Source organism: Pseudomonas sp. S2_E02, assembly GCF_054668355.1.
The window spans coordinates 5,204,427-5,230,089 of sequence record NZ_CP162761.1 but is presented as its reverse complement, the minus strand read 5'-3'; the positions used below and the strand labels follow the sequence as shown (position 1 = coordinate 5,230,089).

General features: G+C 60.1%; 24 protein-coding genes. 14 read left to right on the top strand and 10 right to left on the bottom strand.

What is annotated here, in order from left to right; translation table 11 throughout:
* Positions 1-33 precede the first annotated feature (33 nt).
* Both AB4O01_RS23425 and AB4O01_RS23420 read right to left on the bottom strand, forming a co-directional pair.
* The gene (locus AB4O01_RS23425) at positions 34-999 is read right to left on the bottom strand and encodes a hypothetical protein (RefSeq protein ID WP_460089703.1); all 966 of its coding nucleotides are present in this window, start codon (positions 997-999) and stop codon (positions 34-36) included.
* Positions 1,000-4,707: a DUF4329 domain-containing protein gene (locus tag AB4O01_RS23420; RefSeq protein WP_460089701.1), complete on the bottom strand. Its 3,708-nt coding sequence runs from the start codon at positions 4,705-4,707 to the stop codon at positions 1,000-1,002.
* A gap of 447 nt (positions 4,708-5,154) precedes the next feature.
* On the opposite strand from AB4O01_RS23420, the gene urtA reads away from it, so the two are divergent.
* From urtA to AB4O01_RS23360, 12 genes are all read left to right on the top strand, one after another.
* Complete coding sequence (gene urtA / locus AB4O01_RS23415) at positions 5,155-6,420, top strand: urea ABC transporter substrate-binding protein (RefSeq protein WP_093430225.1); 1,266 nt, start codon at positions 5,155-5,157, stop codon at positions 6,418-6,420.
* A gap of 255 nt (positions 6,421-6,675) precedes the next feature.
* Entirely contained in the window at positions 6,676-8,178 is a 1,503-nt protein-coding gene (gene urtB / locus AB4O01_RS23410; protein ID WP_116255812.1) for an urea ABC transporter permease subunit UrtB, read from the top strand.
* Positions 8,178-9,257, top strand: a complete 1,080-nt coding sequence (gene urtC / locus AB4O01_RS23405) for an urea ABC transporter permease subunit UrtC (RefSeq protein ID WP_460089699.1) — start codon at positions 8,178-8,180, stop codon at positions 9,255-9,257. Before urtB ends, urtC begins: the two co-directional genes overlap by 1 nt.
* Entirely contained in the window at positions 9,254-10,123 is an 870-nt protein-coding gene (gene urtD, locus AB4O01_RS23400) for an urea ABC transporter ATP-binding protein UrtD (protein ID WP_093430222.1), read from the top strand. The genes urtC and urtD overlap by 4 nt, the downstream gene beginning before the upstream one ends.
* Positions 10,124-10,263: 140 nt before the next feature.
* Positions 10,264-10,962: an urea ABC transporter ATP-binding subunit UrtE gene (gene urtE / locus AB4O01_RS23395; RefSeq protein WP_095047335.1), complete on the top strand. Its 699-nt coding sequence runs from the start codon at positions 10,264-10,266 to the stop codon at positions 10,960-10,962.
* Positions 10,963-11,005: 43 nt separating this feature from the next.
* The gene (locus AB4O01_RS23390; protein WP_116255811.1) at positions 11,006-11,845 is read left to right on the top strand and encodes an urease accessory protein UreD; all 840 of its coding nucleotides are present in this window, start codon (positions 11,006-11,008) and stop codon (positions 11,843-11,845) included.
* Between the two features lie 331 nt (positions 11,846-12,176).
* Positions 12,177-12,479, top strand: coding sequence for an urease subunit gamma (gene ureA, locus AB4O01_RS23385; protein ID WP_007915951.1), 303 nt, complete (start codon positions 12,177-12,179; stop codon positions 12,477-12,479).
* 9 nt (positions 12,480-12,488) lie between these two features.
* Positions 12,489-13,022 (top strand): GNAT family N-acetyltransferase, encoded by a 534-nt coding sequence (locus AB4O01_RS23380; RefSeq protein WP_099757869.1) that lies wholly within the window; start codon positions 12,489-12,491, stop codon positions 13,020-13,022.
* A gap of 5 nt (positions 13,023-13,027) precedes the next feature.
* A complete protein-coding gene (locus AB4O01_RS23375) occupies positions 13,028-13,561 on the top strand; it encodes an N-acetyltransferase family protein (protein ID WP_460089697.1) in 534 nt (177 codons plus the stop codon).
* Entirely contained in the window at positions 13,561-13,866 is a 306-nt protein-coding gene (locus AB4O01_RS23370; protein WP_093430217.1) for an urease subunit beta, read from the top strand. The genes AB4O01_RS23375 and AB4O01_RS23370 overlap by 1 nt, the downstream gene beginning before the upstream one ends.
* Before the next feature lie 155 nt (positions 13,867-14,021).
* Complete coding sequence (ureC, locus tag AB4O01_RS23365) at positions 14,022-15,722, top strand: urease subunit alpha (RefSeq protein ID WP_093430216.1); 1,701 nt, start codon at positions 14,022-14,024, stop codon at positions 15,720-15,722.
* Positions 15,723-15,879: 157 nt separating this feature from the next.
* Positions 15,880-17,007 (top strand): sensor histidine kinase, encoded by a 1,128-nt coding sequence (locus AB4O01_RS23360; RefSeq protein WP_093430215.1) that lies wholly within the window; start codon positions 15,880-15,882, stop codon positions 17,005-17,007.
* 123 nt (positions 17,008-17,130) lie between these two features.
* Here AB4O01_RS23360 and AB4O01_RS23355 read toward each other — a convergent pair whose 3' ends face one another.
* Together AB4O01_RS23355 and AB4O01_RS23350 are read right to left on the bottom strand one after the other, a co-directional pair.
* A complete protein-coding gene (locus tag AB4O01_RS23355; RefSeq protein WP_277760401.1) occupies positions 17,131-17,436 on the bottom strand; it encodes a chaperone modulator CbpM in 306 nt (101 codons plus the stop codon).
* A gap of 22 nt (positions 17,437-17,458) precedes the next feature.
* Positions 17,459-18,409 carry a DnaJ C-terminal domain-containing protein gene (locus AB4O01_RS23350; protein ID WP_093430213.1) on the bottom strand — a complete coding sequence of 317 codons (951 nt, stop codon included), beginning with the start codon at positions 18,407-18,409 and terminating at the stop codon, positions 17,459-17,461.
* A gap of 292 nt (positions 18,410-18,701) precedes the next feature.
* On the opposite strand from AB4O01_RS23350, the gene AB4O01_RS23345 reads away from it, so the two are divergent.
* On the top strand, positions 18,702-19,976 hold the full coding sequence (locus AB4O01_RS23345; protein WP_257356919.1) for an Hsp70 family protein: 1,275 nt from the start codon (positions 18,702-18,704) through the stop codon (positions 19,974-19,976).
* Positions 19,977-20,111: 135 nt separating this feature from the next.
* Here AB4O01_RS23345 and AB4O01_RS23340 read toward each other — a convergent pair whose 3' ends face one another.
* The 3 genes from AB4O01_RS23340 to AB4O01_RS23330 all read right to left on the bottom strand — a co-directional run bounded on the left by AB4O01_RS23340 (position 20,112) and on the right by AB4O01_RS23330 (position 22,597).
* Positions 20,112-21,125 (bottom strand): AI-2E family transporter, encoded by a 1,014-nt coding sequence (locus AB4O01_RS23340; RefSeq protein ID WP_093430211.1) that lies wholly within the window; start codon positions 21,123-21,125, stop codon positions 20,112-20,114.
* A 308-nt stretch (positions 21,126-21,433) separates the two neighbouring features.
* Entirely contained in the window at positions 21,434-21,739 is a 306-nt protein-coding gene (locus tag AB4O01_RS23335) for a PsiF family protein (protein WP_007950613.1), read from the bottom strand.
* Positions 21,740-21,802: 63 nt separating this feature from the next.
* A complete protein-coding gene (locus AB4O01_RS23330; protein WP_320335899.1) occupies positions 21,803-22,597 on the bottom strand; it encodes an AraC family transcriptional regulator in 795 nt (264 codons plus the stop codon).
* 96 nt (positions 22,598-22,693) lie between these two features.
* Here AB4O01_RS23330 and AB4O01_RS23325 point away from each other — a divergent pair, with 96 nt between their 5' ends.
* On the top strand, positions 22,694-23,581 hold the full coding sequence (locus AB4O01_RS23325; protein ID WP_460089693.1) for a DMT family transporter: 888 nt from the start codon (positions 22,694-22,696) through the stop codon (positions 23,579-23,581).
* 95 nt (positions 23,582-23,676) lie between these two features.
* On the opposite strand, the gene AB4O01_RS23320 is transcribed toward AB4O01_RS23325, so the two are convergent.
* From AB4O01_RS23320 to AB4O01_RS23310, 3 genes are all read right to left on the bottom strand, one after another.
* Positions 23,677-24,555, bottom strand: a complete 879-nt coding sequence (locus AB4O01_RS23320; protein WP_093430209.1) for an esterase/lipase family protein — start codon at positions 24,553-24,555, stop codon at positions 23,677-23,679.
* 91 nt (positions 24,556-24,646) lie between these two features.
* Positions 24,647-24,952, bottom strand: coding sequence for a DMT family transporter (locus AB4O01_RS23315; protein ID WP_093430208.1), 306 nt, complete (start codon positions 24,950-24,952; stop codon positions 24,647-24,649).
* Positions 24,953-25,591, bottom strand: coding sequence for an FMN-dependent NADH-azoreductase (locus AB4O01_RS23310; RefSeq protein ID WP_257356917.1), 639 nt, complete (start codon positions 25,589-25,591; stop codon positions 24,953-24,955).
* Between the last annotated feature and the right edge of the window lie 72 nt (positions 25,592-25,663).

The window sequence follows — 25,663 nt, the reverse complement described above, 5'->3', positions numbered from 1 at the left end:
CACACTCCTGCCGTGTAGCCACTGGATCGAACGTTACAACTCGTCCCTGACTCGCGCACCACCCTCCGTTACAGGCTGCTGGCGACGCACTCTCCAGCCGGCGCCCATTCGTCCGGTCTGACGCCAGTAATGCCCGGCGAGCAGCACCCTGAATTCACCCAGCTCCATGAGTTGTGAAACAAACTCGCCCGGACTCAGCCGGCTGACCCAGCGCCCCGCTTCGAAATCCACAGGCCGGGCCAGCAGCAAATCCCTCTCGGCCTGCGAGTAAACGGGTGTGTACCTGATCAACACGTGGTTCGGCGTTGAGTAGTAATAATCCTCAATGTCGAAACCCTGGTTCTTCAGTTCATGCGTATGCGCATGCACACGCGCAGGCGAAGCGAAATTTGCTCTGACATCATCAGTGTCCGGTGCGAGCGTGGTATTGCCCGACAGATGGAACTGGTGGCTGGCCACGAGTGTGTAGCCATTGGGGTAACGCGCCGCCGGATTGCGCCAACTGATCGTCGGATCACTCGACGAGCGAAATATCCGCAGGACAGGGTCCTCGGCATGGGCAGACCAGACTATTGGCTCGAGCGGGACAAATCGACTGCTGGCCGACCGCGCCAGGATCGCGCCTTCGTAGCCGGTTTCACTGTGACCGGAATCGTCCGTGCGTTGTTGCGCATAGCGGGCGGCATCGTCAGGGTGATGAAAAATCGGTCCCAGCGCCGGCACCGGGTTATCTCGCCATCGCTGCTCGTTGGAAGTATCGGCCATACGCGGTTGCCAATGCTCATCCACTTGACCCTGCCGCGACCAGTAGTCGCTGGTTTCTATCACGTCGAGCCGGCCGGCCTTGGCCATCCGGTGCACGTAGTCTGTAAATCTGAATCGGCCACTGGCAATGTCACGTTCATCGATCGCTGCCTGTTCACGCGATACAAACGCATTGGGGCGCAACTCAACCTGCCCGAAAGCGTCGTAGAACACGCCGGGTTCAAACGCATGCAATTACAGCTTCAACAACGCGTTATCGGCACAGGAGATATAGATCGGTCTGTACCCCCGCGGCGTACTGGCCTGTCGGCAGGCTTGCTGAACATCGTTGGGAAGTACAAAGACATTTCGCATATCGTCAGGCCGTGCGCCGAGCGGAGGCAGCGCTGCGCGCAGATAAATCGAATCCTGTTCAAACCCTGAAGGCAGTCTTGCCTGTTCGAATACTCGATCCACAGCCAGGCCAGAGCGTTGCACATCAACGGGCAGGCTGGCGAGGAACAAGCCATCCCGAGAGCGCAGTATGAATCCGAACGTCTGGGTGTCCCTGCTCACCGAGGCTTCATGAACATACCGGGCAACAGCATCGGCTTGAACGAACACTGGGCTGCAAAGTGGTGCGCTCGCGGCTCTGGTGTAATCCATTAGAGGCTGCAGATCAGCAAAGAAAGGAACCCAGCGACTGATCTGGCGGGGCAAACCCCAGATTTCACTGCCGATGACAATTTGCAAGTAACCGGCCTTTGCCAAGGCGTCGACCCATTCACTCGGTTTCAGCTTGGCGCTACGTATGTTCTGTTTTATCGCATCGCCATCAAGGGACGCAGGAAGCGTTTTGTAATCCGTCAGAGCTGCCAAGAGATCTGCGCGCAGACGATCCCATATTCCTGGCTGATAGCGGATCAACGAACCGTCGGGGCCGAACAGGTATTCATCCCATGCCACTCTTGGTAGCCGCTTGAAGGATGAGTACACGGTGTCGACGGACAGCATGTTCAGATAGATCTGCTTCTCAATACGAGAAAAAATGACCGACAGCTCCCTGGCCACTCTGGATCGATAACGCGCCGTGATAATACAGCCATCAGGAAATACCCCGGCGCCCTTGCTTTCATCCGGAAAAATCTCGGTGATGTCGAAATCCTCCCGCGACACCTTGATGGGCGCAGAGGCTACGTAAAGGCCGTCGGGGCGTTTCAGAATGACGCCGCCAAAAGGTTTGTCCGTGACCAGCGGCAATCTCGATCTGGCAAACGCTGCGGCATCGTCAGCACTCTGAAAAACCGGGCCGAGCCAGCGCCGCTGCAGATTCGCGTAGGGCTGCCACGTTGGCCTGACCCTTCCTGACCGATCCCAGCACGCGCTTGTTCGCAACACCGAGAGTTCGCCACTTTCAGCGACCGTATGGACGAAATCCGTCGGCAGCCACTCGCCGGACGCGAGCCCTCGCTTGATTGAGTCGAGTGTTGTCTCAGACGTGTCGTCATGGAACAACTTGCTTGCCTGACTCCTCGCATACTTGAGCAGAGCACCGTCCCGAGTGGCAAGATAAAACGCGGCGGGGCTTGAAGCGATTACAGGCCGACGGCGACCGTAGTACATGGCTGTTGTCAGGATGTCTGGCGAAACAAAATACTGCGCCAGCCAGTCTTCAGGGCTGCTCGAAGATGCTTCTACTTTCTGATGCGCATAAAAGCTCCCATACATGTCGAAGCCTTCCGGGTATTGATGCCACGGCGCCGACCGTCGAGAGGCGAACACCAACGCCTGCCGAAAAAGATTGCTGTCTTGACCGCTGACTGGAAACAGTTCCGTGCCGATGTATTCCTCCCGATCCTTGTGCTTGAGGATGAATCCGAACCAGGCACGGTTCTCATCGTGCAAACGCCTGTCGCCAGCAAAGAGATACTGTGCCGCGTCGTCCGCCGAAGAACAGACAGGACCGTACAGGACGAACTCAGGCCGCTTCCATGGCAAAGGCCGAGGAGAAGATGGCCGGGGCGAAGACGACGAAGGATACGGGGGCAGCGACGGCTGAGGCAGGGACGGCGTAGGGAGTGCAGGTATGGGTGACGTCGGTTCTGCAGAGGTTGATCCGGCGGATTCTGACATGCTCCAGCCCGGTAATATTTGGCCGCGATGGCCCCACAACTCGTTGTCCGTCAGGTTGAACAGCCAGCCGGCGGCGGCCTGCTCCCTGATGAAGTCTTGCGGTCGCTTGCTGCCCTTGTCCAGACCTAGAGCCAATGGACCGGGATGCACGCGTGTTCCCAGGTGTCGCGCCAGATCCTTCGAAGCCGGGGTTGCGTAAGGTGCAAACCTGACCAGACTGTTCATGGCAGCAGAGCAATACAGAACGGTGTTATCGAGCAATACCTGCCGCACCTCTTCTACACTCAACATTTGCAGGCTTAGTAACGCCTCCTGGAGCGTCCACTTCCGGGAACTGATATTGACCGGCTCAAGCTGCGTGAGCGCGACGTGGGAGACATATCGGGCATGCACCACGTGGTCGTCAGGGAAAACCGGACGCCCTCGATTATCCCGAGGATAAAGTCGCCCCTGGTCCAGCACATCGATATCCCCTTCCAACGGCTCGGTGACCACAAAGCGTGTGTCGCTGCGCTGAAATACATAGCCTGCGTACTGGCGGTCACGGCGAATGCCGACTTGTTCGTGGGCATACCGAACGGCGTCATCGGCGGATAAAAACGCCTGACTCAATGGCGGCCAAGGGAAGTTCGCGAAGGGTATCCATTCCAGGCCCACCCTCCCCAAACGTGCCCAGAGCGCGCTGCCCCGCAACACCTCAAGCCGGCCCGCCAGTATCAGCATCGAGACAAATTCCCGTGGCGACAATGCTCCAGTCAGCAACCTGGATTGCACCCCGGCGTCGGTGATCGACCCGTCGGAATGCTCGACGCTCAGTGCCGCTTCTATCTCGCTGCCACTGAAGCTGTACTTCAACATGGACGCATCGTTGGCCTGCATGTACAGCGACAAAGGTCGACCGGCCACAGCCAATTGCTGACTCCTCTTGTGACACGAAATGGCCAGAGCAATGTCCTGTGGCGTGAAGAAATTCTCGTAGAGCCACGGCTGAGCAAGAGTGAGCCGCGAAGGGTCAGGACGGGAGGCGTAGTAAAAACCTTCCAGCCTATAGCCTTCAGGCAACCGTAATTGACCGTCATCACCCGCCGCAAAGATCTTCGCTGGATCCCATGACGCGAGCCCGAACGGGCGTGCATGGGTCGCGACATACTCATTGCCAGCAGTCTTCTTCAGCAGTAACCCCGAGTCCTGTGCACCTCTTGATTTCAGTGCAGCGAGTACCGCCCGCTCGACAGTGGAGCAAATGCGGGTCATCAAAGGTAATTCGGTCACCCTGCCCGTTGAAAAACCCTGGCCTGGTTGCCAGTCCGGCGGTACGACACCCACCGAATGCCCCCAGTCTGCACTTGAAACGAGGACTTTCAGTTCACCGACAGATGCAAGCTTATTGATGATGCTCATCACGTCACGAGTCCACGGCTCACGCCCTGGTCGTGCACCTGCCTCGTGCCAACGGTAGTAATCGAGTTCCGCTTTCGAACCACTGGGCGAATACTTGAGCAATGTTCCATCGGGGCCGGAGAGGTATGAACTACGAAAATAGGCGCGCCCATCCACATCCCCCATGAAATCGCTACTGGAGAAGAAGTTGATGAAGAGTCGCAGGTTCATTTCATCCAGTTCTGGATAGGCCTCACCTACGACATCGTGAAGAGCGGCATGGCTGTGAATGTTTGCAGCAAACCGATACCCCTTGGGCGGCTCCAGCTCTCCCAGCACATCGAAGTCGATGATGGTGCTCAAATCAAAGGTGGTGGCCTCTCCGGGTATCGGTGAAGTGGCCACGAATTTCCCATCCGGCCGCAGCAAAATCACGCTGCCATATTCCATTTCCGCCTTGGGCGGTATGCGCGTATGAACCCAATACGCAGCATCCTCCTCTGACAGAAACGGCGGACTCAGGGGAGGTAGCCTGGATTTTCGGGACTCGGTTGCGGCACGTCTGGATCGGACTGAACTATTACTCATGATAGAAACCTGCGAAGAACAATCGGGATAACGATCAAATGAGTGTGTTGCTGCACGCGCCGTGAGCCGAGGTACATGTTTATCGTTTATGTATCTTCATCTTCCCGCTCAGTAGTGCGCCCCAATCTGGCGCGCCCGGACGCACCAGCGCCCGTCAGATGTCCTCTACTAGTGCGCGCCCCCACCTTACAACCGCTCTGACACGACATTTTCCTGCCCGATCCCGACCGGGCACAGCCCTTGCAAAACACACCTTCAGTCGTCCGCATCTGCCAACCAGAAAAATTAAATGTTCATGGAGATCGCACAATGAAGCGTCGCAGTTTGATCAAGGCTTTCACACTCACGGCATCCATTGCCGCGATGGGCATGACCTGGACTGTCCAGGCCGCCGAGACCATCAAGGTGGGGATTCTGCATTCGTTGTCCGGCACCATGGCGATCTCCGAAACGTCGCTCAAAGACATGGCGCTGATGACCATCGACGAAATCAACGCCAAGGGCGGTGTGAACGGCAAGATGCTTGAGCCAGTGGTGGTTGACCCTGCATCCAACTGGCCGCTGTTCGCCGAAAAGGGCCGACAGTTGCTGACCCAGGACAAGGTCGCCGTGGTGTTCGGCTGCTGGACTTCGGTGTCGCGTAAATCGGTGTTGCCGGTGTTCGAAGAGCTCAACGGCCTGCTGTTCTACCCGGTGCAATACGAAGGCGAAGAGATGTCGCCGAACGTCTTCTACACCGGCGCCGCGCCGAACCAGCAAGCGATCCCGGCGGTTGAATATTTGATGAGCGAAGAAGGCGGCAGCGCCAAGCGCTACTTCCTGCTCGGCACCGACTACGTCTACCCGCGCACCACCAACAAGATCCTGCGCTCGTTCCTGCACTCCAAAGGCGTCGCCGACAAGGACATCGAAGAGGTCTACACGCCGTTCGGTCACAGCGACTATCAAACCATCGTCGCCAACATCAAAAAATTCTCCGCCGGTGGCAAGACTGCGGTCATCTCGACGGTCAACGGCGACTCCAACGTGCCGTTCTATAAAGAACTGGCCAACCAGGGTCTGAAAGCTACTGACGTGCCGGTTGTAGCGTTCTCGGTCGGTGAAGAAGAACTGCGCGGCATCGACACCAAACCACTGGTGGGCAACCTCGCGGCGTGGAACTACTTCGAGTCCGTAGAGAATCCGGTGAACAAGAAGTTCGTCGATGACTGGAAGGCTTACGCGAAGAAACACAACCTGCCGGGTGCCGACAAAGCCGTGACCAACGACCCGATGGAAGCCACTTACGTCGGCATCCACATGTGGGCGCAGGCGGTCGAGAAAGCCAAATCCACTGACGTCGACAAAGTCCGCGAAGCCCTCGCCGGCCAGACCTTCGCCGCGCCGTCCGGCTACACGCTGACCATGGACAAGACCAACCACCACCTGCACAAACCGGTGATGATCGGCGAGATCCAGAGCAACGGTCAGTTCAACGTCGTGTGGCAGACCGAAGGGCCGATCCGCGCGCAACCGTGGAGCCCGTTCATTCAGGGCAACGACAAGAAGCCGGATTATGCGGTGAAGAGCAACTGAGTCTGACTTGGGTTTTGTTGTGGAGCGGAGATCTTTCCCCCTCACCCCAACCCTCTCCCCCAAGGGGGGCGAGGGGGAAGGGAGCTGATCTCTGTAGCTATCAGAACCTGAGTTCGACGCAGGAACGTCAGGTCGGTGTTGGATGATCTGACAACTCGGTCAGTCCCCTCTCCCTCTGGGAGAGGGTTAGGGTGAGGGGCGGATTCACAGCCGGACACCGCTCCATCGGCCACCGCAAGAAAGGAAACACCACTCATGCCCACTGCCATATTCCGCTTGTTTCTGGCCATCGCACTGCTGTTGCCGATGACTGCCTTTGCTGGCGATGCCGAAGACTTCGTCGCGGCCAATCCCGTGCAACAAGCCAAACTGTTGGAAACCTGGGCCGCGCAGCCCGATCCGGCACGTATCGAATTGATCAACGCCCTACAACAAGGCGAACTGACCATCGATGGCCAGCCAAAAACCCTGCGCCTGAACAATCGCCTGCGGGGTCTGATCGACACCGCCATGGCCAGCCACCAATTGCTCGCCGCCGACGCCAAAATCCGTCTGACTGCCGCGCAGCAATTGCAGAAAAGCGCGAAACCCGCGCAGCTGAAATTCCTCGACCAGCAACTCGCTGGCGAAAAAGACGAAAGCGTCCATGCCGCTCTGAGCCTGGCGCTGGCCAATCTGCAACTGGTCGATAGCGACCCGGCGGTGCGCCTCGCCGCCGTACGCCTGCTCGGCGAAACCGGCGACCCACTGGCGCGAACACGCCTTGAAGGTTTGCTTGAACCCGGCGTCGAGAGCGATGCCGGCGTACGCACCGCCGCCGAAACCAGCCTCGCGCAAGTCAAACGCAAACTGCTGATCGGCGAGATCCTCGGCCAGGCGTTCAGCGGCATGTCGCTCGGCTCGATCCTGCTGTTGGCCGCGCTCGGTCTGGCGATCACGTTCGGCCTGCTCGGCGTGATCAACATGGCCCACGGCGAAATGCTGATGCTCGGCGCCTACTCGACGTACGTGGTGCAGTTGATGTTCCAGCGCTACGCACCGCAAGCCATCGAGTTCTACCCGCTGATCGCCCTGCCGGTGGCGTTTTTTGTCACGGCGGCAATCGGCATGGCCCTGGAGCGCACGGTAATTCGCCACCTCTACGGCCGGCCACTGGAAACCCTGCTCGCCACCTGGGGCATCAGCCTGATGCTGATTCAGCTTGTGCGTTTGTTGTTCGGCGCGCAGAACGTTGAAGTCGCCAACCCGGCGTGGCTGTCCGGTGGCATTCAAGTGCTGCCGAATCTGGTGCTGCCGTACAACCGCATCGTCATCATTGCGTTCGCACTGTTCGTCGTCGTGCTGACCTGGCTGCTGCTGAACAAGACCCGCCTCGGCCTCAACGTTCGCGCCGTCACTCAAAACCGCAATATGGCCGCCTGCTGCGGCGTGCCGACCGGGCGCGTCGATATGCTCGCCTTCGGCCTCGGTTCGGGCATCGCCGGCCTCGGCGGCGTGGCGCTGAGCCAGATCGGCAACGTCGGCCCGGACCTCGGCCAGAGCTACATCATCGATTCATTCCTGGTGGTGGTGCTCGGCGGCGTCGGCCAGTTGGCCGGTAGCGTGCTGGCGGCCTTCGGCCTCGGTATCGCCAACAAGATTCTCGAACCGCAGATCGGTGCGGTGCTTGGCAAGATCCTGATCCTCGCGCTGATCATTCTGTTTATCCAGAAACGTCCGCAAGGCCTCTTCGCACTGAAAGGACGGGTGATCGACTGATGAACCAGCCTCTGTTAGTCACGGCCACACAAAAGGCCGGACCGAAAGTCACCCTCGCGGTCGGCGCGGTGATCCTCGCGCTGCTGATTGCCTTGCCGCTGCTGTCGTTGTTGCCGCCGGAAAATGCTTTGTCGGTCTCGGCATACACGCTGACGCTGGTCGGCAAAATCCTCTGCTACGCCATCGTCGCGTTAGCGCTGGATCTGGTTTGGGGTTACGCCGGGTTGCTGTCACTGGGTCACGGTCTGTTCTTCGCCCTCGGCGGTTATGCGATGGGCATGTACCTGATGCGTCAGGCCGCCGGTGATGGTCTGCCGGCGTTCATGACCTTTCTGTCATGGAGCGAACTGCCGTGGTACTGGACCGGCACCAGCAGCTTCATCTGGGCGATGTGTCTGGTGGTGCTGGCGCCGGGATTGCTGGCGCTGGTGTTCGGTTTCTTCGCCTTCCGTTCGCGAATCAAGGGCGTGTATTTCTCGATCATGACCCAGGCCCTGACCTTCGCCGGCATGCTCCTGTTTTTCCGCAACGAGACCGGGTTTGGCGGCAACAACGGCTTCACCAATTTCCGCACGATTCTCGGTTTCGGCATCACCGAACCGGGCACCCGCGCGGTGCTGTTTCTGGCCACGGTGTTGCTGCTGGTGGCGAGCCTGTTCATCGGCTGGCGCCTGGCGCAGAGCAAGTTCGGCCGGGTGCTGACCGCATTGCGCGATGCGGAAAACCGCTTGATGTTCTGCGGCTACGATCCGCGCGGTTTCAAGCTCTTCGTGTGGGTGTTGAGTGCGGTGTTGTGTGGCCTGGCAGGGGCGTTGTATGTGCCGCAAGTCGGGATCATCAATCCGAGCGAAATGTCGCCGACCAACTCCATCGAAGCGGCCGTGTGGGTGGCTCTCGGGGGTCGCGGCACGCTGATCGGCCCGCTGCTCGGCGCCGGTGTGGTCAACGGCATGAAGAGCTGGTTCACCGTAGCGTTCCCGGAATACTGGCTGTTCTTCCTCGGCGCGTTGTTCATCGTCGTGACGCTGTACTTGCCCAAAGGCGTGATCGGTCTGCTGAAGAAACGAGGTGAACAATGAGAGTCACGGCGAGCGCTGAATTCATGTTGGAACCGGCCTTTTTTCCCGTCGAACCGAACAAGGACGAGGGCACCAGTCGCGACTCGATCGGCCTCGGCCAGCGCGTCGGCCCGGGTCTGGATACCCGTCACGGCACGATCCTGACCCTGGAAGACATCAGCGTCAGCTTCGATGGCTTTCGCGCACTGAACAATCTGAATCTGTACATCGGCGTCGGTGAGTTGCGCTGCATCATCGGCCCCAACGGCGCGGGCAAGACCACGCTGATGGACGTGATCACCGGCAAGACTCGCCCCAGTCACGGCAAGGCCTGGTTCGGTGAAACCCTCGACCTGACGCAGATGAGCGAAGTGCAAATCGCTCAGGCCGGCATCGGCCGCAAGTTCCAGAAGCCGACCGTTTTCGAGGCGCTGAGCGTATTTGAAAACCTGGAACTAGCGCAGAAGACCGACAAGTCGGTGTGGGCCAGTCTGCGTGCGCGCCTCAGTGGCGAGCAGAAGGACCGGATCAGCGAAGTGCTGGAGACGATTCGCCTGACCACCTCGGTCAATCGCCCGGCCGGGTTGCTCTCTCATGGTCAGAAGCAGTTTCTCGAGATCGGCATGTTGCTGATGCAGGACCCGCAATTGCTGCTGCTCGATGAGCCGGTGGCGGGCATGACCGATGCGGAAACCGAGTTCACCGCTGAACTGTTCAAGTCACTGGCGGGCAAGCATTCGCTGATGGTGGTGGAACATGACATGGGCTTTGTCGGCTCGATTGCCGATCACGTCACCGTGCTGCATCAGGGCAGCGTGTTGGCCGAAGGCTCGCTGGAACAGGTACAGGAAAACGAGCGCGTGATCGAGGTCTACCTCGGCCGCTAAGGTTTGCGAATACAAAACCTGTGGGAGCGAGCCTGCTCGCGAAAGCGGTGCATCAGGCGATGAAGATGTTGAATGTCAGTCCGCATTCGCGAGCAGGCTCGCTCCCACAGGGTTCTGTGTGTAACAGAAGGAATTTGAACATGCTGCAAGTCGACAAGCTGCACCAGTATTACGGCGGTAGCCACATCCTCCGGGGCCTGTCTTTCGACGTGAAGGTCGGCGAAGTCACCTGCCTGCTTGGCCGTAACGGCGTGGGCAAGACCACCCTGCTCAAATGCCTGATGGGCTTGCTGCCGGCCAAGGAAGGTGCGGTGAACTGGGAAGGCAAACCGATCACCGCGTTCAAGCCGCACCAGCGTGTCCACGCCGGCATCGCTTATGTGCCGCAAGGCCGGGAAATCTTCGGACGGCTGACCGTGGAAGAAAACCTGTTGATGGGTTTGTCGCGGTTTCCCGGCAGTGAAGCCAAAGAAGTCCCAGGTTTCATCTACGAACTGTTTCCGGTGCTGCTACAAATGAAGCAGCGTCGCGGCGGTGACCTCTCTGGCGGTCAGCAACAGCAGTTAGCGATCGGGCGAGCATTGGCCAGCCGCCCACGTTTACTGATCCTCGACGAACCCACCGAAGGCATTCAACCCTCGGTGATCAAAGAGATCGGCGCGGTCATCAAGAAACTTGCGGCGCGCGGTGACATGGCGATTTTGCTGGTGGAGCAGTTCTACGATTTCGCCGCAGAACTGGCCGATCAGTACCTGGTGATGTCCCGGGGCGAGATCGTCCAGCAAGGTCGCGGTGAAAATATGGAGGCCGAAGGTGTACGCGGGCTGGTAACGATCTAGTACAACGAACTAATCTGTAGCTTCCTAACGATAATTACAAACCATGAATTCGACTGTTTCACCTGCCCTGTTTACCCCGAGCTGGCACGCCGAGCTGGAACTCGCTTACGCCCGTTTCGGTGACTGCACGCGTCCGGTCATGCGCCGGCACCTCGGTCCGCTGCGGGTGCAAAAGCACCTGTACGCCGAAGGCCCCGAGGTCTGCCAGCACATCATCGTCCACCCGCCAGGCGGGATTGCCGGCGGTGATCGCCTCGATATCAGCGCACGTGTCGAGCAACACGCCTGGGCGCAGATCACCAGCCCCGGCGCGGCCAAGTGGTACCGCGCGGGTGGGCCGGCGTATCAAAAGCTCGACTTGAAAGTGGCGGCCGGGGCGACGCTGGAATGGCTGCCGCAGGAGACCATCGTCTACAGCGCCGCGCAGGCTGAGCTGAGTACTTCGATTGATCTTGAAGGCGATGCGCGGCTGTTTTATTGGGACGTGGTGGCGTTGGGTCGCCCGGCCAGTGGCGAGCGTTTTGACCGTGGGCATTTTCAGGCGCATCTGGATATTCGCCGCGATGGCCGATTGCTCTGGCATGAACGCCAGCGCATTGTCGGTGACGACGGTTTGCTTGATTCGCCGATCGGGCTGGATGGTCATCCGGTGTTTGCGACGTTATTGGTCACTGGTGAGATTGATGCTGAGTTGCTGGAGCGCTGCCGCTCGCTGGGCCACGAAGTGCGTGGGGATCTGACGCAGTTGCCGGGGCTTTTGGTGGCTCGTTGTCTGGCCAGTGAGGCGCTGCTCGCCCGCGCCTGGCTAATCGATTTATGGCGTTTGCTCAGACCCGCCCTGCTGGGTCGCGACGCGGTATCCCCAAGAATATGGAGCACCTGAAAAGCGACCCTCACCCCCCGCCCTCTCCCGGAGGGAGAGGGAGCCTGACCGAGTCGTTTGAAATGAATGTAACTGCCTGAGCGAATACTGCTGACTGAACCGGCCACTGAAAACAACCGAGATCAGTCCCCTCTCCCTCGAAGGAGAGAACCTGACCGAGTCGTTTGAAATGAATTTAACTGCCTGAACGAATACTGCTGACTGAACCGGCCACTGAAAACAACCGAGATCAGTCCCCTCTCCCTCGGGAGAGGGCTAGGGTGAGGGGTTGCTCCAACGGGCACCCCGCGCCCGCAAGAACCTCACAAATCTGCCCTGATGGAACCCCACAATGGACCTGACTCCACGCGAAAAAGACAAGCTGCTGATCTTCACCGCCGGCCTCGTCGCCGAGCGGCGTCTGGCCCGCGGCGTAAAACTCAATTACCCGGAAGCCATGGCCTACATCTCCGCCGCGCTGCTCGAAGGCGCGCGTGACGGCCAGACCGTGGCCGAGCTGATGCACTTCGGCACCACCCTGCTCAGCCGCGAACAAGTGATGGAAGGCATCCCGGAAATGATCCCGGAGATCCAGGTTGAAGCGACGTTTCCCGACGGCACCAAACTGGTCACCGTCCACCAGCCGATCGTCTGAGGCCGCGCCATGACTTACACCATTCGCGATGCGCTGCACGCCGACCTGCCGGCGATCCGTGACATCTACAACGACGCCGTGCTCAACACCACGGCGATCTGGAATGAACAAGCCGTCGATCTCGGCAACCGCCAGGCGTGGTTCAGCGCGCGTCAGGCCCAGGCTTATCCGATTCTGCTGATCGTCGACGCCGACAACAGCGTGCTCGGCTACGCTTCCTTCGGTGACTGGCGACCGTTCGACGGCTTTCGCCACACCGTCGAGCACTCGGTTTATGTGCGCAGCGACCAGCGTGGCAATGGCCTCGGCCCGCAATTGATGGCAGCGCTGATCGAGCGCGCCAGAACCTGCGGCAAACACGTGATGGTCGCCGCCATAGAAAGCGGCAACGCTGCCTCGATTCGTCTGCATGAGCGCGCCGGTTTCAACATTACCGGGCAGATGCCGCAAGTCGGCACCAAATTCGGCCGCTGGCTCGACCTGACCTTCATGCAGCTGACCCTCAACCCTGGCGCGGAACCGCCTGACGCCAACAAGGAGTGACACCGATGAACGCCGCCCAACTGCGCCGCGTCAATGCTGAAAGTTTTGCGCATTACCGTCAGGGCCTGATTGATCTGCTGCTCGATGCCGTGGGTTACGGCGCCAGCGTCGGCTTCATGGCCGACCTCGATGCGGCGCAGGCGCGCGCGTATTTCGATGACGTGCAGGACAACGTCAACAAGGGCAGCGTGCTGCTTTGGGTGGTGGTCAAGGACGAGCAGGTACTGGCCAGTGTGCAACTGGGCCTGTGCCAGAAGGCCAACGGCCTCAATCGTGCCGAGGTGCAGAAACTGCTAGTGCGGGAACACGCACGACGTCGCGGCCTCGGCCAGCAACTGATGAGTGCGTTGGAACTCGAAGCGCCGAAACACAAGCGCGGCATGCTTTACCTCGACACCGAGGCCGGCTCGCCCGCCGAAGATTTCTACAAGGCGTTGGGCTACAGCCGCGCAGGCGAAATCCCTGATTACGCCTGCGATCCGCACGGCACCTATCGGCCGACCGCCCTCTATTACAAGATTCTGCAAGGAGCCCAGTGATGATTCCTGGCGAGTACCAGATCCAGCCCGGCGACATCGAACTCAACGTCGGCCGCCGCACTATCAGCCTGAAAGTCGCCAACAGCGGCGACCGGCCAATTCAGGTCGGTTCGCACTATCACTTTTTTGAAACCAACGACGCGCTGACCTTCGATCGCGCCGCCAGCCGTGGCATGCGCCTGAATATTCCGGCGGGCACCGCAGTGCGCTTTGAACCGGGGCAGAGCCGCGAGGTTGAGTTGGTGGATTACGCCGGGCATCGGCGGGTGTTCGGGTTTGCCGGACGAATAATGGGTGACCTCTGACATCTGCGTGCACCGCTGCCCTTACCCCAGCCCTCTCCCGAGGGAGAGGGAGCCGATCACCGATAGCCGGCCCACCGCGTACAGTCCCCTCTCCCTCTGGGAGAGGGCTAGGGTGAGGGTCGATGGCTCACCACTATTTTCCTGAAGGACGCTGCATGAAAATTTCCCGTCAAGCCTACGCCGACATGTTCGGCCCCACCGTCGGCGACAAGGTGCGCCTGGCCGACACCGAGCTGTGGATCGAAGTCGAACAAGACTTCACCACCTACGGCGAAGAAGTGAAATTCGGCGGCGGCAAAGTCATCCGCGACGGCCAGGGCCAAAGCCAGTTGCTGGCTGCCGAAGTGGTCGACACGCTGATCACCAACGCGCTGATCATCGACCACTGGGGCATCGTCAAAGCCGACGTCGGCCTCAAGGACGGGCGCATCGCCGCGATCGGCAAGGCCGGCAACCCCGACGTGCAGCCCAACGTGACCATCGCCATTGGCGCCGGCACCGAAGTAATCGCCGGCGAAGGCATGATCCTCACCGCGGGTGGCATCGACACACACATCCATTTCATCTGCCCGCAGCAGATCGAAGAAGCACTGATGAGCGGCGTCACCACCATGATCGGCGGCGGCACCGGCCCAGCCACTGGCACCAACGCCACCACTTGCACCTCCGGCCCGTGGCACTTGGCGCGCATGCTTCAGGCCGCTGACGCGTTCCCGATGAACATCGGCCTCACCGGCAAAGGCAACGCCAGCCTGCCGGAACCGCTGATCGAGCAGGTCAAGGCCGGCGCCATCGGCCTCAAGTTGCACGAAGACTGGGGCACCACGCCAGCAAGCATCGATAACTGCCTGAGCGTCGCCGATCAGTTCGACGTGCAGGTGGCGATCCACACCGACACCCTCAACGAATCCGGTTTCGTCGAAACCACCCTCGGCGCGTTCAAGGGCCGCACCATTCACACCTATCACACCGAAGGTGCCGGTGGCGGTCACGCACCGGACATCATCAAGGCTTGCGGCTTCCCTAACGTGCTGCCGAGCTCGACCAACCCGACCCGACCGTTCACGCGCAACACCATCGACGAACATCTCGACATGCTGATGGTCTGCCACCATCTCGACCCGAGCATTGCCGAAGACGTCGCCTTCGCCGAAAGCCGGATCCGCCGCGAAACGATTGCCGCCGAAGACATCCTTCACGACCTCGGCGCGTTCTCGATGATCAGCTCCGACAGCCAGGCCATGGGCCGTGTCGGCGAAGTCATCACGCGCACCTGGCAGACCGCCGACAAGATGAAAAAGCAGCGCGGCCCGCTGCCGCAGGACGGCGCAGGCAACGACAACTTCCGCGCCAAGCGTTACATCGCCAAGTACACGATCAACCCGGCGATCACCCATGGCATCAGCCATGAAGTCGGCTCGATCGAAGTCGGCAAGTGGGCCGATCTGGTGCTGTGGCGTCCGGCATTCTTCGGCGTGAAACCGACGTTGATCCTCAAGGGCGGTGCGATTGCCGCGAGCCTGATGGGCGATGCCAACGCCTCGATCCCGACGCCGCAACCGGTGCACTACCGCCCGATGTTCGCCAGCTACGGCGGCTCGCTGCATGCCACCAGCCTGACCTTTATCAGTCAGGCGGCGCAGGAAGCCGGGCTGCCTGAAACATTGGGTTTGAAGAAGAAAATCGGCGTGGTCAAAGGCTGCCGTGATGTGCAGAAAACCGACCTGATCCACAACGACTATCTGCCGAATATCGATGTCGATCCACAGACCTATCAGGTCAAGGCGGATGGCGTTCTGCTGTGGTGTGAACCGGCAGAAACCCTGCCAATGGCCCAGCGGTATTTCCTGTTCTGACGCAGCCGCCACGCTGTAGAAAGGCCTCGGGACCGCGCCTTGCGCACAGTCTCGGGGCCTTTTTCGTGCCGGTATGAAACCACCAAGCAAACAGTCGTGTAATTCTCGCCAAAGGAACTACTATTCGATTCGCTCCACCTCTTTTCAGGAACTGCCCATGCGTCTATCCGAGTTCATCCTGGCGAATATCGAGCCTATCGTCGATGAGTGGGAACAGTTCGCCGCAACGATCACGCCAGCCGCCGACTACCTGGATTCCGCGGCTCTGCGCGATCACGCCAGCGCCATTCTGCGGGCCGCGGCCCGCGACATGAGCAAGCCGCAGAGCCCTGCCGAACAGGCCGCCAAAGCCAAGGGCGAAGGCCCGGAAAAAACCCCGAGTCTGGACGAGGCCGGCGCCAGTCATGGCGAGTTGCGCCACACCGTGGGTTTTGACCTGGTGCAGATGACCTCCGAGTTCCGTCATCTGCGCGCTTGCGTGATCCGCCTGTGGGTCGACAGCCTCAAAGCCCCGGACATGGCCTGTTTTCAGGACATGATCCGCTTCAACGAAGCCATCGACGAAGCACTGGCCGAATCGACTGCGGCCTACGCCGAACAGGTCAATCGCTCGCGAGACATCTTCCTCGCCATTCTCGGCCATGACCTGCGTGCGCCGCTGCAAGCGGTGAGCATGTCCATCGAGTTGCTGCTGCGCAAATCCAGCCTCGAGGGCGATGCGCTGGCCTGCGCCCTGCACATCAAGCGTGGCGCACGGCACATGGCGGCGATGGTCAGCGACTTGCTGGAACTGGTGCGCAGTCGACTGGGCAGAAGCCTGCCGATCGAACCGACGCCAATGGACCTGGCCGATGCCGCACGGGCGGCGATTGCCGAGGCGTGCGCCGGCAATCCGGAGTGCGATCCGAAGCTCAATGTTAACGGCGACCCGCGCGGTACCTGGGATGCCGGCCGAATCGACCAGTTACTGCAGAACCTGATTGGCAATGCCTTGCAGCACGGAGCCAAAAAGCGCGATGTCACTCTCGATATCGATGGCGCGGGCGAAAACGTCTGCCTGTCGGTGCACAACTACGGCACACCGATTCCCGAAGAGGCGCTCGGCACGATTTTCGATCCGCTGGTGCGCAGCGCCGACGAAGAACTCGGACAGCCGTCAACCAGCCTCGGGTTGGGCCTGTTTATCGTCAAGGAAGTGGTGAGTGCCCATGGCGGCACCATCGAAGTCAGCTCGAACGAGACTGACGGGACGCGGTTCAACGTGGTGTTGCCCAGAACGGTTTAAGCAGGATCACCGCGTTATCGTTCTTCGCGAGCAAGCTCGCTCCCACAGGAGACAGTGCTCACATGTGGGAGCGGGATTGCTCGCGAAGAGGCGCAATCAAGCAACTGATAAACATCAGGCAAACTACTCGACCACCAACCGCCCCAAACGCTGGCGCAACATGCGATTCTCGGCACGCAATTCGCGCACCTCTTCCAGCAGATTCAGCGCCAGCGCAACCCCTTCCCACTCCAGCTCCAGATCACGGCGCAACTTCGCCGCACGCTTGGCCAAAGCCAATTCGTAATCGGTGAAACGCCACTCCCGGGGCTGCGCACCCTGAGGTTCGAGGATGCCGTGTTCGACGATTTCGATCACGTAGACGTCCGACAGATCGGCCGCCTCACAGAATTCTGCCAGGTCCAGTTGAACGATCAGGGGGCTGCTCATGATGGCTACTCCGTCGTCGGGTTCAGAAGTTCTCGCGCGGGTTGAAGGCGGCTTTCTTCGCCAGTTCCTGCCACAGTGCCTTGACCTCGTCGTCAGCAGCTTTCGGCATCACGGCTTTGAGCTGGACGAACAGGTAACCGCGTTCGCCTGCCTTGTTTTTCAGACCATGACCCTTGGCGCGCATGCGTTGGCCGTTCTGGCTGCCGGCGGGCACCTTGAGGTTGATCTTGCCGGTCAGGGTCGGCACGGCCACTTCGGTGCCCAGCGCCAGCTCCCACGGGGCCAGCGGCAAGGTGATGATGAGGTTTTCGCCTTCAACATCGAATTTCGGGTGTGGCGCAAAACGAATGGTCAGGTACAGGTCGCCATTCGCCCCGCCACCAACGCCCGGTGCGCCCTGGCCCTTGAGGCGGATGCGCTCGCCGTCGGTCACGCCCGCCGGGATCTTCACGTTCAGGCTCTTGCTGGTGTTACTGACGTGCTGGCCGTTGGCGTTGTACTGCGGCACCTGGAAGGTGACTTTCTTCGACTCGTTCGACAGCGTCTCCTCGAGGAAGATCGGCAGTTCCATTTCCACGTCTTGCCCTCGGCGCCCGGCACTGCGTTGTTGTCGACCTTCGCCGCCACCGAAACCGGGGCCGCGATTGCCGAAGATCGAACTGAAGAAGTCCGAGAAGTCACCGGTGTCGCCACCGCCGCCGCCAAAGCCGCCACGGCTCTGCCAGCCCGGTGGTCCCTGGAACGGCTGACCGTGCTGACCATAACGGCGCAGCTCGTCGTATTCAGCGCGCTTGTCGGCGCTTTTCAGCGCTTCATAGGCTTCCGAGGCGTCTTTGAACTTGGCCTCGGCGTCTTTTTCCTTGCTGACATCGGGGTGGTATTTGCGCGCCAGCTTGCGATAGGCAGCCTTGATTGCCTTGTCGTCTGCTGTCGGCTCCACGCCGAGTATCTTGTAATAGTCTTTGAAGTCCATCGAAGGAGTCACCGTCCGTTATCGATTTCGCGCCGATGCCAGCATGCGCCGATTCGCGCGTGCCAGGTTGACCGATCTCAAAGTTGTGACCGGGTGGCGCAGCAGAAGTTTATCGGCAGTGGACGGCGGTTCTTGCGACCGCCGGTGGTTCTGCCGGCCCATGCCAGCAAGTTTGGGGCAAAGCTTGAGGTTTCAAGGCAGTTTAGTCGTGAAATAGCAGATGACCGGCCTTCGAATCTGGCGCGCACTGACATACACTGCGCGGCCGTTTTTTTGACCGGAACCGAAAGACATGAAAGACGCCTCTCCAGCCCGTGCCTGCGGCATCGACTTCGGCACGTCCAACTCCACCGTCGGCTGGCTGCGCCCCGGCATGGAAACGATGATCGCGCTGGAAGACGACAAGATCACCCTGCCGTCGGTGGTCTTCTTCAACATCGAGGAACGTCGTCCGGTGTACGGTCGTCTGGCGCTGCACGAGTACCTGGAAGGCTACGAAGGCCGGCTGATGCGCTCGCTGAAAAGCCTGCTCGGTTCCAAGCTGATCAAGCACGACACCAGCGTGCTCGGCACGGCGATGCCGTTCAAGGACTTGCTCGGCCTGTTCATCGGCCAGTTGAAGAACCGCGCCGAAACCGCCGCCGGTCGGGAATTCGAGCAGGTGGTGCTCGGCCGTCCGGTGTTCTTCGTCGATGACGATCCACTGGCTGACCAGGAAGCCGAAGACACCCTGGTCGAAGTGGCGCGCAAGATCGGCTTCAAAGAGGTCTCGTTCCAGTACGAACCGATTGCGGCGGCCTTCGACTACGAGTCGACCATCGAGAAAGAAGAGCTGGTGCTGATTGTCGACATCGGCGGTGGTACCTCTGACTTCTCGCTGGTGCGCCTGTCGCCCGAGCGTCGTGGCCTCGATAACCGTCACGATGACATCCTCGCCACCGGCGGTGTGCACATCGGCGGGACCGATTTCGACAAACAGCTGAGCCTGCAAGGTCTGATGCCGCTGTTCGGCTACGGCAGCCGCATGAAGAGCGGCGCCTACATGCCGACCAGCCACCACATGAACCTGGCGACCTGGCACACCATCAACTCGGTGTACTCGCAAAAATCCAGCCTGGCGCTGGGCAGCATGCGCTACGACATCGAAGACACTGGCGGCATCGATCGCTTGTTCAAGCTGATCGAACAGCGCGCCGGGCACTGGCTGGCGATGGAAGTCGAAGAAACCAAGATCCAGCTGACCCACAGCGACAGCCGCCATGTGCCGCTGGACCGGATCGAAGCCGGGCTGAGTGTGGAACTGACGCGCGTACTGTTCGAATCAGCGATCGATGCGTTGCTGGAGCGGGTACGCGGCAGTGTTACGCAGTTGTTGAACGATGCCGGTGTGGCGGTGGAACAGGTCGACACGGTGTTCTTCACCGGTGGTTCGAGCGGCATTCCGGCACTGCGCAACAGCGTCTCGGCGATGCTGCCGAATGCGCGGCATGTCGAAGGGAATATTTTTGGCAGCATTGGTAGCGGTTTGGCGATTGACGCGATGAAACGCTATGGCGCCATGAACTGACCTGAAATCGGCGTCGCGCCTTTCGCGAGCAAGCTCGCTCCCACATTTGACCGCATTTCTTCAGTTGAAATGCAATTCAGTGTGGGAGCGAGCTTGCTCGCGAAGGCGCCAGATCAGGCGACACAGATTCATCGGTTAGACCATCCCGCCCAGCTTCAACTCACTCTTCAGGTACGCATAATAAATCGGCCCCGCCACCACCCCCGGCAGGCCGAACGCGGCCTCGAACACCAGCATCGCCAGCAGCAACTCCCACGACTTGGCACTGATCTGCCCGCCGACAATCCGCGCGTTGAGGAAGTACTCGAGCTTGTGGATAAAAATCAGATAGCCCAGCGCGGCAATCGCCACCCAGATCGATAGCGACAGGCCGACGATGGTGATCAGCGTGTTCGACATCAGGTTGCCGATCACCGGCAGCAGGCCGAGCAGGAAGGTCAGCACGATCAGGGTTTTGGTCAGCGGCAACTTGATGCCGAACATCGGCAGGATCACCGCGAGGAAGATCCCGGTGAAGAAAGTGTTGAGCAGGGAAATCTTGATTTGCGCGAAGACGATGTTGCGGAAGGCCTGCACCAGCAAGTGCAAGCGATCAAACAGGGCCGCCGCCAGCGGTTTGCGCTTGGTGACGTCGGGGATGCGCTGCAAGGCGATGATCGCACCGAGCACCATGCCGATCAGCAGCGTCACAAACATATGTGCCGCGTCTTTGCCGACCAGTTGCAGGTCGGACAGGTGCTTGCCCATCCACTCGCCAATCGCTACGCGAAATTCCGCAGCACTGGCCGGCAGATAGGCGTCGATGAACGGCGGCAATTGCCCCCGCGCGCGGTCGACCACGCCCATGAACTTGTCCAGTGAGGCGCCGGGATTTTCCGCTTCATGCAATAAGAAGCTGATGGCGCCGGCAAAGATCAACGCCAGCACACTCACCACTAACGTGCCCAGCAACGCCACCGCCAGCCAACGCGCGCGGCGGCCTTCGATCAGCCGTTGCAGTTGCGGGGTGAGCATGTTGACCAGTTCAAATACCAGCAGCCCGGCCAGCAGGCTCGGCAACAAGCGCAGCGGCAGCACCAGCAGCAAACCGCCGAAAATGATGATGCAACTGACCCAGAACACTACATGACGCTCAGAAAACGTTGGCATACAGCCTCAAAACGAACGGCGTAAAAGGATTGGCAGTCTGCCAGCGTTCCGGGGTGAGCACTAGAAATATGCGGTGCTTCAGGTCCCCTCACCCTAGCCCTCTCCCAGGGGGAGAGGGAACCGATTGGGGGATGCTCTGGATATCCAGTGACCTGAGACAGCGCCATGGAATCCATAATCGACCGGTTTTTTTCAGGTCGACGAGTTTCTTGAGACACCGCGGTCAGTCCCCTCTCCCTCCGGGAGAGGGTTAGGGTGAGGGCAAATCTCAAGCGGACGCGTCGACCCTGACACTCCACAGAACCGGATTATTTTTTCTTCAGGCAATCACTCATGAACGTCTTGCGCGCATCGCCGGTCAGGGCTTTGGTTTTCGCGTCGGCGTTACAGGTTTTCATTTTCTCCTGCTGCGGAGTCAGGGCCTTGGCATCGTTGGCCGCTGGCGCTGCCTTGAGGCAGGTGCTCATGAAGGTTTTGCGCTCATCGCCTTTCAGACTCTTGGCGGTCGCATCAGCATTGCAGGTGGTCATCTTGTTCTGTTGCGCCGTGGCGGCAAAACCTTGGGAACACAGGAGCAAACCAATCATCAACAAAGGGACACGCAACATCTTCATGGAGTTTTCTCCTTGTCGCCGTACCGATGGGAACGGCCTCTGCTGGAGTGTAGCCAAATCTTGTTACACCTTCCTGCCTTCCAGATGGCTACGGCGATACTGCTCTGGCGTACACCCGGCCTGCCGCGCGAACATGGCGATAAACGCCGAGCCACTGCTGTAGCCGAGATCGAAGGCGATTTCCTGCACGCTGCGCGAAGTTTCCAGCGCCTCGATTGCCGCGAGATAGCGCAGACGCTGGCGCCACTCGCCGAAACTCATCCCCAGCTCCCGAACGAATTGCCGGGCCAGCGTGCGTTCGCCGACGTGCACCTGCAGCGCCCAATGCGCCAGCGGCTGATTGTTGCCCGGCTCGGCCTGCAAGGTTTCGAGAATCGCCAGCAACCCCGGACTGCTCGCGTACGGCAGATAGCATTCGTGCACTGGCGCCTGTTGCAGTTGATCGACGAGAACCTGAGCCAGACGCTGATCGGCATCGAGTTCAGGAATCTTCACGTCGCGGGCGGCGAAGTCTTTGAGAATCGCCTTGAGAATGTCGCTGATCGCCAGGGTACAGGCGCGCTTGGGCAGTTCGGCGCAGACCTTGGGGTCAAGGCACACCGCGCGATAGTTGACCGGTTGATGGCTGTAGAAACTGTGCTCGACCTGCGGCGGCACCCACACCGCGTACTGCGGCGGCGACATGAAACGGCTGCCGTCGACGTCCATGTGCAGCACGCCATGAGCGGCGTACTCCAGCGTGCCCCACGGATGCCGATGCGGCGCGGCGAATTCGTGGGCATTGAAGTCGGCGTAGCGGAAGTACACCGCTGACGGCAGTTCGCTGAAATCCAGCAGATCGATGTGTTTGCTGTTCATGCTGTCCGGTTTCAGAGGCAGGTTGTCCGGTTCGCAGTATAGGCCTGCATCCAGACAAGGGATAATTGCCCTTCATCAACGTACTGGTTTCGACTCATGCAATACGCGTTTCCGCTGCTGGCGATTTTTATCTGGGCCGGCAATACCGTGATCAACAAACTGGCGGTCGGGGCGATTTTCCCCGCCGAGATCGGTTTCTACCGCTGGCTGCTCGCCGGTTTGCTGTTCACCCCGTTCATGCTCAAAGCCGTAATCGCGCACTGGCCGCAGATCCGTCCAAACCTGGGCAGGATTTTCATCCTCGGCGTACTCGGCATGGCGGTCTATCAGAGCCTCGCCTACTTCGCCGCAACCCTGACCACGGCGACCAACATGGGCATCATCCTCTCGCTGATGCCGTTGATGTCGCTGGCCATGGCGATCATCAGTCTCGGCCAACGCCTGACCGCCGGTGCACTGGTCGGTGCGGTTCTGTCGTTTGCCGGCGTATTGGTCGTGGTCTCGTCCGGCAGCCTCGGCGCGTTGCTGCAACACGGCGTGAACATGGGTGATGCGATGATGCTGATCGCCACCCTGGCCTATGCGATCTACAGCACTTTGCTGAAAAAATGGCAGCTGCGCCTGCCGCCGCTGGTGTTGCTGTATTTGCAGGTGCTGGTGGCGATTGTCGTGTTGTTTCCTTTGTATGCCGCCTCGCCAAAAACCGGTTTGACCCTGCAGAACATTCCGCTGGTGTTGTATGCATGCCTGCTGGCGTCGATGCTTGCGCCACTGGCGTGGATGCAGGCGGTGCAGCGGTTGGGGCCGAGTCGCACGACGTTGTTCTTTAACTTGCTGCCGTTGATTACCGCGCTGATTGCAGCAGTGGTGTTGAAGGAGCAGTTGGCGATGTATCACCTGGTGGGTGGTTTGTTGACCTTGGGCGGGGTGATTTTGTCCGAGCGCTGGACCACCGTGTTGGGCCGCCGGGCCAGCGTTGCCTGACCCGGCCTCTTCGCGAGCAAGCTCGCTCCCACAGGGAAATGCATTCGAATGTGGGAGCGAGCTTGCTCGCGAAGAACGATGACTAGGTCTTGCGGTTAAACGCCGGCAGCCTTTAGCCGCGCCGCATGCTCGACAAACAGCCGCACCGGATCCGCGCCCTTGCCGACCAGCCCCAGCGACTGATTGACGATGTCGAAGTGATCCAGCGGATAGTCATCGCCAATCACCGTGCCCAGATGCGAGCTGTACCGCCCGACCATGCCGTCGCACTGCCCCGGCTCACGCACGAAGGTTTTCGCAAACAAGCGACAACTGCGATTGGTGCCGTCGAACAGATTACCGCCACGATCAGTCTTGCCCGGCTGCAACGTCCCTGACCAAGAGTAATAACGCACACCATTGACCTCCTCCGGCCCGTGCCCACCCCAGGTTTCAGGCAACCCCTGTGGATAACGCTGATTGAACAGCGCCACACCCTCAGTCGTCAGCGATTGGTGCGAGGCGTGAATATCCACCGGCAGTTTCGGCCCGTGGTAACCGGTCTCCAGCAGTGCCATCAGCCAGCCGACAAAACGCAGCAATGCTTCAAGCAGACGGCCCTTGGCGCTGTCCGCCGGGTAGTGTTTTTGCAGATAGTCGGCCAGTTCCGAGCCATGATTCGGTCCGGCGACCGACGTCACCGAGGCCACCAGATCCGGCCGTTTCGCCGCCGCATAGCGCGCCGTCAGCGAACCCTGACTGTGGCCGAACAGGTTGACCTTGTGCGCCCCGGTCTCGCGCAAAATCTCATCAATCCGCGCCAGCAACTGCTCGCCGCGCACCTCCGTCGAATGCAGCGGCGACACCTGTACAGCAATCACCGTCGCCCCACCACGGCGCAGCGCCTTGATGATGCCGTACCAGTACGGATAGAGAACTAGCCGGATAAACCCGAGCATGCCGGGCACCAGCACCAGTGGATAACGCGTTGACATGGGCAAACATCCTTGTGGTCGGTGAGTGGATGCCAGGCGTGCAAAACGCCCGCCAAGCATCCTCCGTGATGATGACAACTCGACGACCAGCCTACTTCAGGCCCACCACCCCCGCCACAATCAGCCCGACTGACAGCAGTTTGACCAGCGTCAGGCTCTCGCCCAACAGGGCGAAACCGAGGAACACCGTGCCGAGTGAGCCAATCGCGGTCCAGATCGGGTAGGCGATGCTCACCGGCAACTCGCGCATTGCCAGTGTCAGGAAGTAGATCCCGCCGATCGCCGCAATCACCGTGATCAACGACGGCCAGAGCCGGGTGAAGCCTTCGGCGTATTTCATACCCATGGCGAACGTCACTTCAAATCCGGCGGCGATCAGCAGGAACAGCCAGGCCACCTAGAACTCCCGGGCAAGGCTGAGCAAACGCTGCTCGGCCTCGGCCAACGACACCGCGAACGTGCGTTCGGCGGACTCTTCGCCCTCGGCAGCGACCACGCTGACGTCGTTGATGCCGATGAACCCCAGCGCCGTGCGCAACCAGGGATCGGCGTGGTTCAAGGCTTCCAGCTCGCCGCCCGTGCCGAAGCCAAAACCACCGCGACTGGTGACGATCAGCGCCTTCTTGCCCTGCAACAGCGGCGTGTACTGGGCGACGCCATTGTCCAGCGTGTGATCGAACGTCAGGCCCAGCCGCACGATCTGATCGACCCAGGCCTTAAGGCCGCTGGGTACGCTGAAGTTGTACATCGGCGTGGAAATCAGCAGCAGGTCGTGGTCGAACAACTCGCCGACCAATTGATCGCTCAATGCCAGATCAGCCTGCATCGACAACGGACGCGCTTCAGGCTCCGGATAAAACGCGGCAGCGACAAAAGCCTCGTTGACCGCCGGAATCAACGCTCGGCCGACTTCACGCCGGGTCACCTGCGCCTGTGGATGACGCACCTGCCAGGCGCTGAGAAAACTTTCCGCCAGACGCCGCGAGTGCGAACGGTCACCACGTGGGCTGGCATGTATCGCAAGAATCTTGCTCATCTGAAACTCCTTGAGGCTAGACTTTGATTGCTGTGTCGCTGCAGATTGCAGGCAGCAGACCGTTGCCTCAAA

Coding starts and splice junctions, on each gene's coding strand:
- AB4O01_RS23335 (WP_007950613.1), bottom strand. CDS start 21,739: ATGAAGATGTTGCGTGTCCCTTTGTTGATGATTGGTTTGCTCCTGTGT.
- urtA (WP_093430225.1), top strand. CDS start 5,155: ATGAAGCGTCGCAGTTTGATCAAGGCTTTCACACTCACGGCATCCATT.
- ureC (WP_093430216.1), top strand. CDS start 14,022: ATGAAAATTTCCCGTCAAGCCTACGCCGACATGTTCGGCCCCACCGTC.
- AB4O01_RS23355 (WP_277760401.1), bottom strand. CDS start 17,436: ATGAGCAGCCCCCTGATCGTTCAACTGGACCTGGCAGAATTCTGTGAG.
- urtC (WP_460089699.1), top strand. CDS start 8,178: ATGAACCAGCCTCTGTTAGTCACGGCCACACAAAAGGCCGGACCGAAA.
- urtE (WP_095047335.1), top strand. CDS start 10,264: ATGCTGCAAGTCGACAAGCTGCACCAGTATTACGGCGGTAGCCACATC.
- AB4O01_RS23340 (WP_093430211.1), bottom strand. CDS start 21,125: ATGCCAACGTTTTCTGAGCGTCATGTAGTGTTCTGGGTCAGTTGCATC.
- AB4O01_RS23380 (WP_099757869.1), top strand. CDS start 12,489: ATGACTTACACCATTCGCGATGCGCTGCACGCCGACCTGCCGGCGATC.
- ureA (WP_007915951.1), top strand. CDS start 12,177: ATGGACCTGACTCCACGCGAAAAAGACAAGCTGCTGATCTTCACCGCC.
- AB4O01_RS23310 (WP_257356917.1), bottom strand. CDS start 25,591: ATGAGCAAGATTCTTGCGATACATGCCAGCCCACGTGGTGACCGTTCG.
- AB4O01_RS23375 (WP_460089697.1), top strand. CDS start 13,028: ATGAACGCCGCCCAACTGCGCCGCGTCAATGCTGAAAGTTTTGCGCAT.
- AB4O01_RS23350 (WP_093430213.1), bottom strand. CDS start 18,409: ATGGACTTCAAAGACTATTACAAGATACTCGGCGTGGAGCCGACAGCA.
- AB4O01_RS23390 (WP_116255811.1), top strand. CDS start 11,006: ATGAATTCGACTGTTTCACCTGCCCTGTTTACCCCGAGCTGGCACGCC.
- AB4O01_RS23370 (WP_093430217.1), top strand. CDS start 13,561: ATGATTCCTGGCGAGTACCAGATCCAGCCCGGCGACATCGAACTCAAC.
- AB4O01_RS23330 (WP_320335899.1), bottom strand. CDS start 22,597: ATGAACAGCAAACACATCGATCTGCTGGATTTCAGCGAACTGCCGTCA.
- AB4O01_RS23360 (WP_093430215.1), top strand. CDS start 15,880: ATGCGTCTATCCGAGTTCATCCTGGCGAATATCGAGCCTATCGTCGAT.
- urtD (WP_093430222.1), top strand. CDS start 9,254: ATGAGAGTCACGGCGAGCGCTGAATTCATGTTGGAACCGGCCTTTTTT.
- AB4O01_RS23325 (WP_460089693.1), top strand. CDS start 22,694: ATGCAATACGCGTTTCCGCTGCTGGCGATTTTTATCTGGGCCGGCAAT.
- AB4O01_RS23320 (WP_093430209.1), bottom strand. CDS start 24,555: ATGTCAACGCGTTATCCACTGGTGCTGGTGCCCGGCATGCTCGGGTTT.
- AB4O01_RS23420 (WP_460089701.1), bottom strand. CDS start 4,707: ATGGAATATGGCAGCGTGATTTTGCTGCGGCCGGATGGGAAATTCGTG.
- AB4O01_RS23345 (WP_257356919.1), top strand. CDS start 18,702: ATGAAAGACGCCTCTCCAGCCCGTGCCTGCGGCATCGACTTCGGCACG.
- urtB (WP_116255812.1), top strand. CDS start 6,676: ATGCCCACTGCCATATTCCGCTTGTTTCTGGCCATCGCACTGCTGTTG.